This is a genomic window from Desulfovibrio sp. JC022 (genome assembly GCF_010470665.1).
Classification (GTDB): domain Bacteria; phylum Desulfobacterota; class Desulfovibrionia; order Desulfovibrionales; family Desulfovibrionaceae; genus Maridesulfovibrio.
Genome location: NZ_VOPZ01000008.1, coordinates 137,727 through 150,304, shown reverse-complemented (window position 1 = coordinate 150,304; position 12,578 = coordinate 137,727). Strand labels below are relative to the sequence as shown.

Annotated in this window: 13 protein-coding genes; 4 read left to right on the top strand and 9 right to left on the bottom strand. The window is 50.1% G+C overall.

The window, feature by feature from the left end:
* Positions 1 to 21 precede the first annotated feature (21 nt).
* Entirely contained in the window at positions 22 to 1,956 is a 1,935-nt protein-coding gene (locus FMS18_RS14915; RefSeq protein ID WP_163295472.1) for a glycosyltransferase family 39 protein, read from the top strand.
* Positions 1,957 to 1,973: 17 nt separating this feature from the next.
* Positions 1,974 to 3,008, top strand: a complete 1,035-nt coding sequence (gene rlmN / locus FMS18_RS14910) for a 23S rRNA (adenine(2503)-C(2))-methyltransferase RlmN (protein WP_163295549.1) — start codon at positions 1,974 to 1,976, stop codon at positions 3,006 to 3,008.
* 40 nt (positions 3,009 to 3,048) lie between these two features.
* On the opposite strand, the gene FMS18_RS14905 is transcribed toward rlmN, so the two are convergent.
* The 8 genes from FMS18_RS14905 to FMS18_RS14870 form a co-directional block, all read right to left on the bottom strand.
* Positions 3,049 to 3,762, bottom strand: a complete 714-nt coding sequence (locus tag FMS18_RS14905) for a FeoA family protein (RefSeq protein ID WP_163295471.1) — start codon at positions 3,760 to 3,762, stop codon at positions 3,049 to 3,051.
* A complete protein-coding gene (locus FMS18_RS14900) occupies positions 3,762 to 5,882 on the bottom strand; it encodes a heavy metal translocating P-type ATPase (RefSeq protein ID WP_163295470.1) in 2,121 nt (706 codons plus the stop codon). Before FMS18_RS14900 ends, FMS18_RS14905 begins: the two co-directional genes overlap by 1 nt.
* On the bottom strand, positions 5,879 to 6,145 hold the full coding sequence (locus FMS18_RS14895) for a hypothetical protein (protein ID WP_163295469.1): 267 nt from the start codon (positions 6,143 to 6,145) through the stop codon (positions 5,879 to 5,881). The genes FMS18_RS14900 and FMS18_RS14895 overlap by 4 nt, the downstream gene beginning before the upstream one ends.
* A gap of 140 nt (positions 6,146 to 6,285) precedes the next feature.
* Positions 6,286 to 6,603 carry a YtxH domain-containing protein gene (locus tag FMS18_RS14890; RefSeq protein WP_163295468.1) on the bottom strand — a complete coding sequence of 106 codons (318 nt, stop codon included), beginning with the start codon at positions 6,601 to 6,603 and terminating at the stop codon, positions 6,286 to 6,288.
* 3 nt (positions 6,604 to 6,606) lie between these two features.
* A complete protein-coding gene (locus FMS18_RS14885) occupies positions 6,607 to 7,299 on the bottom strand; it encodes a hypothetical protein (RefSeq protein WP_163295467.1) in 693 nt (230 codons plus the stop codon).
* A gap of 30 nt (positions 7,300 to 7,329) precedes the next feature.
* Entirely contained in the window at positions 7,330 to 7,644 is a 315-nt protein-coding gene (locus FMS18_RS14880; RefSeq protein WP_163295466.1) for an HMA2 domain-containing protein, read from the bottom strand.
* Entirely contained in the window at positions 7,631 to 9,829 is a 2,199-nt protein-coding gene (locus tag FMS18_RS14875) for a cation-translocating P-type ATPase (protein ID WP_163295465.1), read from the bottom strand. The genes FMS18_RS14880 and FMS18_RS14875 overlap by 14 nt, the downstream gene beginning before the upstream one ends.
* 201 nt (positions 9,830 to 10,030) lie before the next feature.
* Entirely contained in the window at positions 10,031 to 10,375 is a 345-nt protein-coding gene (locus tag FMS18_RS14870) for a magnetosome protein MamC (protein ID WP_163295464.1), read from the bottom strand.
* Between the two features lie 207 nt (positions 10,376 to 10,582).
* Between FMS18_RS14870 and FMS18_RS14865 the strand changes: the two genes are divergently transcribed.
* Both FMS18_RS14865 and FMS18_RS14860 read left to right on the top strand, forming a co-directional pair.
* Positions 10,583 to 11,014 carry a Fur family transcriptional regulator gene (locus FMS18_RS14865; protein WP_163295463.1) on the top strand — a complete coding sequence of 144 codons (432 nt, stop codon included), beginning with the start codon at positions 10,583 to 10,585 and terminating at the stop codon, positions 11,012 to 11,014.
* A 106-nt stretch (positions 11,015 to 11,120) separates the two neighbouring features.
* On the top strand, positions 11,121 to 11,342 hold the full coding sequence (locus FMS18_RS14860) for a hypothetical protein (RefSeq protein WP_163295462.1): 222 nt from the start codon (positions 11,121 to 11,123) through the stop codon (positions 11,340 to 11,342).
* Between the two features lie 13 nt (positions 11,343 to 11,355).
* Here the strand turns inward: FMS18_RS14860 and FMS18_RS14855 are convergent, their stop codons facing one another.
* Positions 11,356 to 12,351 carry a GGDEF domain-containing protein gene (locus FMS18_RS14855; protein WP_163295461.1) on the bottom strand — a complete coding sequence of 332 codons (996 nt, stop codon included), beginning with the start codon at positions 12,349 to 12,351 and terminating at the stop codon, positions 11,356 to 11,358.
* Between the last annotated feature and the right edge of the window lie 227 nt (positions 12,352 to 12,578).

Sequence of the window (12,578 nt, the reverse complement as noted above, 5' to 3'; positions counted from 1 at the left end):
TTATGGATTTGGAATTAAAAAATGGAATATAGACAGGATTCAGGAATAGACGGGTTTTGCCGCAAGAATTGGTTTTTGCTGCTCGGCTTGCTGCTTTTATTTTCCGCCGCAGTTTCCTTTTACGGAACATGGCTGAATTATTTTTATGATATTGATGAACCCAAGTATGCCCGTGCCGTATATGAAATGATCCATAGCGGGAATCTGCTGGCCCCCATGTTTGACGGTATGCCGCGCATGGAGAAGCCGCCGCTGACCTATTGGGTAATGTATCCTTTTGCGTGGCTGGCTTCCCTTGACGGTTTCAGCGGCAATGTTCTTACCCTGCTGCGTTTACCCACGGTAATCTGTTCTGTGCTCATGGTGCTGGGAACCGCACTCACCGGACGTAAACTGTTCGGCCCGGCTACCGGGCTGCTGGCCGGAGTTATCCTGCAAAGTTCAGTGCTTTTCAAGTTCATGTCCGTGATGATGAAGGTGGACGTGGTTTTTGCCTGCTGCGTAACTTGGGCCACGTATTTTTATCTACAGCGTTATCTTGGTGAAAAAAGTGCCCGTGTTGCTCTTGGCGGGGCCGTGCTTACCGCGCTGGGTGTGCTGGCCAAGGGGCCTTTCGCTTTTTTGCCTATGGCCGGGTATGCGCTGGCTGTGGGTATCCGCCACAATGTTAATAAAAAGCATGAATCCGCTGAGCCCGCATCTTTTCTTTCAGCCTTGAATCTCAAAGGGCTGGTCGCTGCCAAGTGGGAAGACCGTAACATCCTGCTGCTCTGGTTTATTGCCGGTTGCGCACCTTTTTTTCTCTGGCTGTATTTCGCGTGGTTAAGCAGCGGTTTTGATTATACCCAAGGGTTGCTCGGGCAGTTTTTCCATAATACTGCCTCCACCAGTACCAAGGTTACGAATAAGTTGAGTCATCTTGATCCTTATTTCGATACCCTGACGGTCATATTCTTCCCTTGGGGAGGTTATGTTTTTGGCACTGTCTACGGAATCTGGCGTTCGGTCAGGGAAAAATTCAATGAAAAGTATGTCTTCATGGCCTGCGTTTTTCTGGTTTACCTGATAGTTTTTACCCTGCTTTTTAAGCTCAAATCCAACCGCTACATGCTGCCGATCTTGCCGCTGCTCTCCATTCTGGTTTGTGACTGGCTGGTCAATGCCAAGCGGGATAAAGCATACCGCACTCTCTTTGAGATGGGTTTTGTCTGGATGTTGTCTATGGCGGCTATGCTCGGTTACCGTTCCTTTAAATCCATGAGTGTTTCGGTGAACCTTGCGGACCGGGTCCCTGTGGGCCAGTATATGGAATTAATGTTTCCTTTTTTTGTCGCCCTTGGTGGTTTTTTTCTGGTGCTGCTTATCGTTAGTATCAGGCAGTCCCAGCGTCCGGCCCTGCACATTGTGGTCGGTTCATTGGCGATTACAGCTGTAATGCCTTTTTATTACAATGCCCTCCCAGCTTACTCCTCCCTGAATGAAAATCGCCCTCTGCCCATACTGGGGCAGGGACTGACTGACAGGATAGTGGAATTTGCAGGCGGGGACACCCTTGTGCTGCACCGCCCGTTTTTTATCAAGACATTCCCCGACGTGGCCTACTATCTTAAAAAGCTTGATAAGGATGGGAACTGCATGTACTCGCTCGGTCTCGGAGTTCGTGCAGGTGATTTGATACAGGCGTTGGCAACACCTCAAATTGCGGCGGAGCTTTTCAAGAAGGAACATCCGGATGCGGAAAAATATCCGGTTTACCAGTACTTGAAAAATAAAGAATTTAAGAATGCGGTTTTGCTGCTTTCTTCAATTGATTATTATAAAGTGAAATCTTTCATAGATTCCCTTCCTCCCATGGTCAAAAATCTTGTGGAAATCGAGGAGCGGGAGTTTTTGACCATAAAATGGATTAAGGACAAGGTTTATATTGTCCGCTTTAATCCCGGTAAAATGAAATAATGTCAGATAAAAATAGAATGATAGACATACTTGATTTGGAATACAGCGAGCTTGAATCCTTTGTCTCGCAGGAACTTAAGGCTCCCCGTTTTCGTACTGACCAGATCTGGCAGTGGCTCTGGCAGAAGGGTGTTGCGGATTTTGATTCCATGACCAATCTTGCCAAGAATCTGCGTGAAGCTTTGAAGAGCAAAGCGGTCATCAATCATCCGCAGGTTGATCTGGTCCAGACCAGCAAGGATGGCACAATTAAGATGCTCCTGCGTCTTAATGACGGTGCCTTAGTTGAGACTGTGCTTATTCCCATGGAAGGGCGTTACACCCAGTGTCTGTCTACTCAGGTGGGCTGTGCCATGGCCTGCACCTTCTGTAGTACCGGACTGATGGGGTTTGAACGCAACATGAGTATGTCCGAGATGCTCGGGCAGGTGTTGGCGGGGCGCAAATACCTGCGTGAAAACAATCTTGATCCGCTCAAGAACCTTGTTTTTATGGGTATGGGCGAACCACTGCTCAACCTTGAAAATCTTATCCGTACCTTGCGAAATCTGAACAATCAGGACGGACTTTCTTTCGTGCCCCGGCGTATAACCGTCTCCTCTGTCGGCTTCGTCAAGCAACTTGAAGAGTTGGGTGAGACCGGGCTGACTCTTCCGGCAATCTCCCTGCATGCCCCTACTCAGGAGCTGCGTGAAAAAATCATGCCCAAGGCAGCCAAGACTCATATTAATGATCTGCTGGCAGCCATGGATAAATTTCCGCTTAAGCCGAGGGAAAAGGTCACCTACGAATATTTGCTGCTGGGCGGGGTTAACGATTCCATTGAGCATGCCAAGCAGTTGGTAAAGCTGCTCGGGCATCGCCGCTGCAAAGTCAACCTTATTGCTTATAACCCCGGTGATGATCCCCTTTATGAGGCCCCTTCGAGGAACAAGGTGCTGGCATTTGAAAAATATCTCTGGGATAAGAAGATAACCGCAACCATCCGCAGGTCCATGGGTCAGGACATAAAAGCGGCATGCGGGCAGCTTAAGGCTGATCAGATAAAATAAATAAAAAAGCGGGGTAGTTAAAACTGCCCCGCTTTTTTTATTATACTTCAATAACCAGCATAGTCTCAGCCTGATCCGGTCGCAGATGCAAGCGTAGACCTTCTTTGGTCATGATGATTATCCGTCCGGCATTACCCATGCGTACGTCTTTGGCCGGTTCCACGGACTCAATGAATATTTCGGCTCCCTTCTTGATCCCGATATCGGTTATAGCCTTGGATGCTCTTGGCCCGCCCAGTATGTTTTTAACAGCAAAAGGGCGTCCTTTACCACAGGTTGCCAGCTGGCAGGATGTTTCGTCACATTCCCCCCAGACTTTTGCGGCCATACCTTCGGTAAGGGAGGCTTGTTTACCGTCTACTACAGCTTTATAGGTCATGGGAGGCAGGCAGCGGATCAGTTCCACGTTATCTCCTTCAGCAATGCCGAGGATTTTGAGACTTTTTTCCAGCTGTGATCCGGCGGTCAGTCCTTCCACGTGGCCTTTTTCACCCGGATTCATTTCAAAGACCGGGGTTTTATGCCCGTCATCGTGGTGGACAATAACTTTGGAAGCCATGCCGGCAGCAAGGAGGACTTCACCTTGCGGACCCTTAACTCTTACCGGGTGCTGTACCGAATCCTCAGACATGATTTCCAGTTCCGAACCTATATGTAGTCCCATGCGTTCAAGGCGGTTTTTCAAGTTGTCGCTGGTTACAGCTTTGAGCATCAGGTTTTTTTCTACAGGCGCGTTTCTTAATGTCAGGGACATTATTGATTCTCCTTTGCGGACTCTTGCGGTTTGTTCGTAGCTGAAGTTTTCATGGCGGCGTAGCCGAGGATACCCACGGTGCTCAGGTTGTGGGTCATGGCCGCAGCAAGAGTTGATATTTTACCCATACCGGCCAGCAGCAGGGTGGCGGAGTTGATGCCTACCGCAGACCACAGGCAGTTACTCAGGGTTTCGCGGTTGGTCAGTGCAATGCGGTGGGCTTCCACAAGGGTGAGCATATCTTCGTTGAGCATGACCACCTGCGCTGATTCACGGGCAAGGTCGGCTCCGGAAGGCATGCAGATGCCTACATCAGCACTGACAAGGGCCGGGGTGTCGTTGACCCCGTCTCCGGCAAAGGCGACTTTGGCCCCGCCGTCCTTGAGTTCTTTGACGATGTCGGCTTTATCTTCGGGCTTGAGTTCCCAGTGCACTCCGTCCACCGGGGGAAGCTGGGCCGCCAAGGCCATAGCTGTGGAACGGTGGTCCCCGGTGAGAATTTCAATACGTTTAATCCCGGCGTCTTTGAAAGCTTCGAGGGCTTCAAGAGCTTCGGGGCGCAGCTCATCGCGCATGGCAATTACTCCGATAAGTTCCTCATCCATGGCTACGAAAAGCAGGTTTTTGCCTGCGTTGCGTAGCTGGCGGGCTTTCTTTTCCATGTAGGAGCAGTCCACATGCTCGTCTTCTTCAACAAAATGCTGGCTGCCCACAAGTACCCGTTTGCCGTCAACGTATGCGGAAACACCATGGGCCACGATAAAGTCGACCCCGCTGACTTCCGGCAGTTCGATTCCCTGCTCTTTGGCTTCGTTAACTACAGCCTTGGCAACCGGGTGGGCATAATGTTCCTCGGCTCCGGCAGCTATTGAAAGCAGCTCTTCCTCTTCATAGAGGGGCATGGGTACGATGTCGGTGACTTTCAGTTCCCCTTTGGTCAGGGTTCCGGTCTTGTCAAAGACCAGTGTATCCACGGCGGCGAGGTTGTCGAGGGCCTGCCCGCCCTTGAGCAGGACCCCGGCTTTGCTGGCGGTGTACATGGACGTACGGGTGGCTACCGGGGTGGAAAGCTTGATGGCGCAGGAGTAATCCACAGTCAGCACCGATGCCGCACGGGCAAGGTCTCCGGTCAGGGCGTAAACGCCAAGTCCGGCCCCGAAGGTCAGGGGAACCAGCTTGTCGGCCAGTTCTGCGGACTGGATCTGGCTCTTGGATTGTGAACGCAGGGAACTTTCCAGATAGCGGTTGATGCGGGCCATGCCTGTTTCAGCACCGACCTTGTCAGCCCTGATCTTGAGGGTTCCCTCTTCAACTACCGCACCGGAAAGGGTTGCGTCTCCGGGTTGCAGGTGCACAGGTACGGATTCCCCGGTGATGGAACTCTGGTTCACAGAGCCGTCGCCCTCGACGATTGTTCCTTCAATGGGGATAAGCTCACCGGGACCGCAAACAACAATGTCACCTACTTGTAGAGCATTAAAGTCGATCTCAAGTTCGCGTCCGTCTTTCTCAATCCAGATTTTTTCAACCTGCGGTTTGAGCAAGGTTTTGAGCAGGTCTGTTGATTTCTGTTCGGACTGGTCTTCAAGGTATTCGCCGAGGCTCAGCAGGGCACCTACGGAGTTGGAGGTGAAGTAGTCACCGCGCAGCAGGGAAAGTGCTTTGACTGTACCATCCAGTACCTCAATTTTGACCCCTCGGGTGAACAGAGTTTCAAGCCCTCCCACAATTCCGGGTATGCCCAGCATCCAGCTTGTTGCCGCCTGTACAGGCAGGGGCAGGAAAGGAGTCGCCGCAGCGGCTGCGGTCCGGGCGCCGACCTCAATCAGGTCGGTATCGTGTTCGCGTTCACTTCCTTTGAGAAAAGCTTCCTGCGGAATGTCGTCCAGTGTCGCAATAATAGCTGCACGGACTTCGGGAGCACCGTCATACTCCACGGCAATGGAAAAGGCCGGGCCGTTGATCCTGACCGATTCAACTCCGCCCAGAGATTCCACGCTGGCTTGCAGATAGTTGTGGTCCAGATCAGGAGTAAGCAGAATCAGAGATTTTAGCCTGATTCTTTTCGGCAGTTCATGAACTATTTTAAATCTTTTTCTTGTATTCGGAGTTCCGATCATCTGGTTGTCCTCTGCGGTTTTCTGGAAACCGCCCAGTGCAAAGCTGTAAAACCGACAAAGGCAAAAGAAGCCCAGAGATGCAATGGCTTCGCACCCTTGAACTTGAGTACACCGGAAGCCGCTGAGGCCCCAAGCGTGGCAACCATTCCGACTTTTGCCGCAGTCTTGGTCTTACTGGGGGTAAGCGGACAGTCTTTACATTGGCGGAATGGCTTTTTGTCTTTGGTTCTGATTCGGTCTGTATTTTCAGGTAAGGCGTTCATCTTAGTAACCCTCCGGGGGCTATGCGTACTCGCACAATCAATCTTGAATAGTGGCGAAGCCCTGCTAAAAGTTTTGGGAGAGTCCAGAGAACCTTTTTTCAAAAAGGTTCTCTGGTCCCCGAAGGGCCGCCGGAGGCTTCTTACTCAGACTGCGCTTCGGCTTTGATATCGTGGATTTTTTCTTTCGCTTCCTCGATGCCGCCCTGAACAGCGGACCATGTTTTTACGGCACCGGAAACAACCGCTTTCTGGACTTTGGGGTTTGAGGCTACCAGAGCCAGCCCTGCACCGATCAGAAACCCTTTCAGGTAACGGGAGTCGGTGACATTAACCCAGCTTTTTACGGAACTGTCCTGCTGTACAGGTGTAACCTGCTGCTGGGAATCAATACGCTGCTGCTCAGTAAGCTGCGGGTCCTGATAATTGTATACGTAATCGTTGTTGTAATCCTGACTCATTATTTACTCCTTTTCCGCTGCTTCTTTGGCAGCCTGTGCGGCCATGTATTCTTGTTCAGCCTTGAGATCTTCCATTCTTTCCATTTCTTCTGCGGACATTTCTTCCTTGCCGCCTCCGGCATTAAAGATGGATCTTACGGTCTTGCTGGTGCAGACAAAGGTGATTCCCGCACCTACGAGCAGCCCTTTCCAGAATCCATCGTCAATGCCGTTAAAAAAACTGAGAAAACTTGCAGGGTCGGCTTTGCCTTCTGCTGTATCTTTGACCAGATCTACAAATTGTTTAACCTGTTCTTCAGATGTGTTGGGGTTGACCGTAGTAGCCTGCTGAACCGGTTGCTGGACGGGCTGTTGAATTGGCTGTTGCAGGGGCTGTTGTACAGGCTGCTGCATCGGCTGCTGGTAAACCTGACCGTATACGGGCTGACCATAGACTGGTTGGCCGTACACGGGTTGGCCGTAATATACGGGCTGCCCGTAAACAGGCTGGGTAGGTTGCTGGGGAGCCTGTTGTGGCGGTTGCTGGTATACGGGCTGCTGTACATTCCCGGCAACAGGGGCACCCTGATAGGGATCACCGGGAGTGGTATAGGAAAAATGGGGCTGGCCCTGATCCGGACCCATTACCGGCTGGGCGGTGTTGGGTTGCTGTGGTGCGGCCTGCTGTGTTTCGGGGGCGGTATTTTCGGTGCTCATTTTTAATAACTCCTCAAATAATGGTATTTCTTAACAATTATTCATCAGCCTGCCGTAGAGGTCGCAGACGATTTGTGCTTTCTTGTCTTTGTCTGTTCCCTGAATCAGTTCTTCAACCAGTTCCGGTTGAATCTGTTCGGGGTCGTATTCAATAACCACTGAGCGGGCGGACATGTTGACCCGGGCATCCCTGATAGCATCGGGCATTTCGGAATGTTCCTTCATTGCCGCCAATGCAACGGGCTTGGTTAAAATGAGAGGGCTGAATTTAATTCTGATCCGGCCCGGTATGTGGTGGGCCACATCAAGATATTTTTCCAATTCAACGATTTTACGAAAGTTCATAAATTTTGCCTTGCTTGGATTCGATTGCTTCAGGTGAATGGCTGAGGAGTCTGGACGAGTTGGCTATAACTCCCATGGTATGCAGAATGTGCAGGAATCCGGCCATAACCGGGGAGAGATATCCGGTCGCGCCCATGATGACTCCCGCTATATTTGAGCCTGTTGCCAGCCAGAAATTCTGGTAGGCGATTTTTACAGTGTCCTGACTGAGTTGCTGGACGTACATGAGACCTTTGAGGTCATCATCGACTAAAGCGATATCTGCCGCTTCAACAGCTACTTCCGCGCCCCCGGTGCCCATGGCGACCCCCACATCGGCCTGCGCCAGAGCAAGGGCATCGTTGATACCGTCACCGACCATCATGACTTTGCCTCCTTCGCTTTGCAGGGTGCGTACAAGGGTGGCTTTTTCTTCCGGCATGGCTGAGGCGTGTATTTCCGGGATGTTTAAGGTCAGCGCAAGGTCGTTGGCGGTTGCGGGTTCATCCCCGGTGACCAGTACGGTGCGTTCGACCCCGCCTGCCCCGAGAGCATTAAGGACTGTTGCTGATTCTTCGCGGATGGTGTTGGCAAAGGCCAGCAATCCGATCGGTCCCTTGTCTTTGACAACGTATAGTACGGTCAGTCCCTTACGTTTGAGGACTGAAACCTGTCTGCTAAGGCTGCCGATGCGCACATCGAACTGTTCGGTAAGTTTTTTGTTACCCACCAAAATTTCCATAGAATGGTTTTCATTTTCAATTAGTTCCGCGCGCATACCCTTGCCTAGGAAATATTCGCAAACAGTGTGAGGCAGAGGGGGCAGTTTCCGCTGTTCGGCTTCATGTTTAATAGCTTGGGCTAGCGGGTGATGGTTGTGGGTTTCCACGGAAACCGCGTAGGTCAGCAATTCACTTTCGCTTACGCCTTCGACGACATGGATATGCTCGAGACTAGGTTCGCTTCCGGTCAGGGTTCCGGTCTTATCAAAGCAGGCCATATCGCAACGGCCAACTTCTTCAAGATACCTTCCGCCTTTGATAAGAATATTGTTTTTGGCTGCGGTACTGATGGCTGCACTAATGGGCGTGGAAGCCGAAAGTACAGTGGCGCAGGGGCAAGCCATAACCAGCAGTACGGTAAAAGCACGCCATGGATCTGCGGTGAGCAGCAGGGTACCTACTGTGCAGGCAAAGCCGATTTTGACCAGTCTTACCGAAAGTTTGTCCGCAGTGGATTCAATGTCCGTTTTGTTTTCGAGGGAGTCTTCAACCTTGTGGAGGATACGGGCCAGATAGGTCTTATCTCCCACTTCTTCAGCTTTGACGTAGATGACGCCCTCGCGCACAAATGTCCCGGCGAAAACCTGATCATCCTGCTGTTTGTGGATGAAATCGGCCCGTCCGGTGATGGGTGCTTCGTTGATCAACCCCTGACCGTCTACAATGGTTCCGTCCACGCAGATCTTTTCCCCGGTATGCAGAACAACAACATCACCTTTGCGGAGATTGTTGATCTCAACTTCCACTTCCACTCCGTCTTTGAGGACAAAGGTATGGTGGGTGGTGTTGTCCAGAATGCCGGAAATTGCCCGGCGGGAACGTTCGGTTATCCATGCGGTAAGCAGTTCCGCTCCGGCATTGATCCAGAGGATTTCAAAGGCGGTCATGGCTTCCCCGGCAATTACCGCAGCCACAATCCCGCCAGCCAGAATACCTTCAAGGCCGAATTTCTTTTCGCGTATTTTGCTGACGGCTTCTTTAACCAGCGGCACCGCCGCAAGGACGGTCAGGAAACCCAGCGGGCTGAGCAGTGTTTGGGCCACGGTAATTCCCAGCAGGGATTCGCTGACCAGCACGGCTCCACCCACAGCGGAGACAAAGGAAAAATAGCGCAGGGCACCCTTAACCTGCGGACATCCGCATTCGTTCTTGTCTTTGATGGGACAGATTTTAGTCGTATGTACGGCGACTATTTCTCTGAGTGTTTCAAAAACATGTTCGGGTGTAATGAACTCGGGGTTGTAGCGAATAACCAGTGTTGCACATTTGTTATTCGAACGGGTCCGGGTGATCCCGGAAATTTTTCCCAAATTTCGCTCAACGGTGCTGCAAAGAATTTTGTTCTTTCTCAGATCCGGCACCTTGAACCTGATCCTGCCCGGTATTGAATGCTTTATGCGTGCATATGTTTTTTCTGTTTTCACGTGAAAGTCCTGTGTTTACTGGATTCTCAGATGGACATCCTGTGAAATTGAAATTGAGTATCAACTCCACAGAAAAGGGAAATACAAATGAGTTATCCCTTTGTCAACGAAAACTTGGTTTTTGCTGAGCGTTGCCATGAAAAGGGCAGCCCTTCGTATATACTTAAGGCTGCCTTATATGCTTAAATAAACAGAGTATGATTAGTTTGCTTCTTCAAGTTGTTTGGGCTGTTTTTTGTCCAGTGCATTGGGAACTGCTTTGTCCCAGAGCATTTTAGCTCCGGTGGCTACTACTGTGAAACCGAGTATTCCGGTCAGTCCGCCAAGACCGAGAATCCCTGTAGCGGCAACTCCGGCAGCAGTGGCAAGGCCGGTTCCTGCTGATTCGCTGGCTACGGTTTTGGCTGCATCACAGCTGCTCATTCTTCCTTCTTTTACGGCAATGGTTGAGCGGACAGCCGCAACTGTGCCGCCCACCAGTGCTCCTGTGGCAGCGGCGGAAGCAGTAATTACCGGAAGGATTCTGGTTGTTGTAGGTGTGGTCATTATTTACTCCTGTCTTTAGACGGCAGGCCGTCGGTTTTTTATCGGGTACAGAGTTAATTACTGTTTTGCTACTTTTTAGAAAGCAGCACAATTGAGTTTCAATTGCATGATTTATCTAATGTGAGTGAGTACTTAGCTCTTGACAATCGTTTTCACTTGAGAATAGTCATCAGTGTCATTTTCACAAAAACCACAATGGAGGAAAGGATGTCAAGCCCGCAAACTCAATTTTTGGAGTATCTCACCAGGAATAAAATGGCTGCTACTGAGCAGCGTCGCGTTGTTCTGGAAGTGTTCTTAGGAACCCAAGGTCATCATTCATGTGAAGAGCTTTATGTGCATGTCAGTAAATGCGACTCTTCAATCAGTCCGGCTACAGTATACCGGACCATCAAGCTCCTTGCAGAGAGCGGTATTGCCGAGTCAATGGATTTCGGCGATGGGGTGACCCGCTTTGAGTGCCGTCATGACCGGGATCACCATGATCATCTTGTCTGTATCCGTTGCAACCGCAGGATTGAAGTTGTTGAAGAACGCATTGAAGAGTTGCAGGATAAACTGGCCAGAAAACATGATTTTGCTGTGAATCGGCATAAAATGATTCTCTATGGTATTTGTCCTGATTGCCGAAAGCAGTAATTGTTAATTGCGAATAATTCTCAATCGCACTGTTTTCCCTTGTAATGCGGATGTCATATTCAGCCTTTAAATCAATTTGTTTTAGGGTTCTTTAAGGAGAATAAAAATGAGTTTCAATATCGGAAAGTTGTTGCTGGTTTCAACAGCAGCAACAGCAGTCGGTGTGGCTGCATATGCTGTTTACAAAGCTGGAGGCGTAAAGCCTGCGGTTACCAAGGCCGTAAAGGGCGGTGTGAAGGCTGGAAGCTGGGCTTCGAAACAGTATGGTTCAGCTAAAGATGAAGTGGCTCGCCTTGTTGATGAAGCAAAGGCGGACATGGCCGGATAGGCGTACGCATATATTAAGGGTCACATGGCTGCGGGCTCTCTTTGTATTGGGCTGGGCTTATAATTTTATCCCGCCCGGTGTTTTTTGCAAAGTACAGGGCTTTGTCAGCAGCAGCAACCAACTGTTCCGCTTCGGTTTCGGGGTCCATAGCCTGATAGCAGAGTTTGGAAATGCCTATGCTTAAGCTGGCCCGGCCCAGTTTAATCTGTGCAAAGCGGTCTCGGATGCGTTCAGCGATTTGTTCACAGCGGGTTGAATCCACGCCGACAAGAATCGCTCCAAATTCGTCTCCTCCGAAACGGAAGGGGAAATCCGTACCGCCTCGAACAGATGAACTGATGATCCGGCCCAGTTCTGCAAGAATTCTGTCTCCCTCCTGATGCCCGTAGATATCGTTGACCTCTTTAAAGTGGTCGCAGTCAATAAGCATAAGGTGGAGTGGAGTTTTGCAGGAAATGCATCTGGAGCATGCTTCCACCAGTTTCAGTTCGAAAAAGCGTTTATTGAACAGTCCGGTAAGATGGTCAGTGTAGGAAAGCAGATTGAGTCTTTCCTTGTCTTTGCGGGTTTTTGCCAGTGATTCCGTAAACTTGGACTCCCGCTTGGCAACTGAGTGGGCCAGCCAGTTCAGGTTATGTTGCAATAGGCACAGTTCGTCAGTGGAGGCAGCTGATTTATTGGAATAAAGTTCCAAGCGTTGATTCAGTTTGCCTTGCTTGAGTTTGACGCAGAAGCTGTTCATTTTTTGCACTTCCCTGTTGACCATCCAGTTCTCAAGCCAGTTTGCAATGGGCATGCACAGGGCAATACACAAACTGAAATGCAGGCAGATGTACATGGCAAGGGAATCTCTGTCCGCGAATTCGGCAGCAGCCATCATGGCCCCGGCAGGCAGGATCAGAATTAGAAGCACAGCAATAAATGATTTTGCCCTCAGTTTGTTCCTGCTGTTGGGTCTACGGTGTAGGTTGCCAGTGTTTTTAAGCTTGTTTTTTATGTAAATAATCAATGTTTTTCCTCCCCGGCAATATCTGACCTGAAGATGCTCCAGCTTACTTTAGGTTCAGAGGGAGCACTGTCAGACTAGGGTTGCCGTTTCCTGTAGTCATCTGTTCGTTAATGAAAACGAATGTCAATATCAAGCATAAAAAGGGACAGTTTGAATTAGTTTGGTAATCGTAGCAAGAGTTTTTAATTCTTGTTGACAAGAGAAATTTGGATCTATACTAATTGATT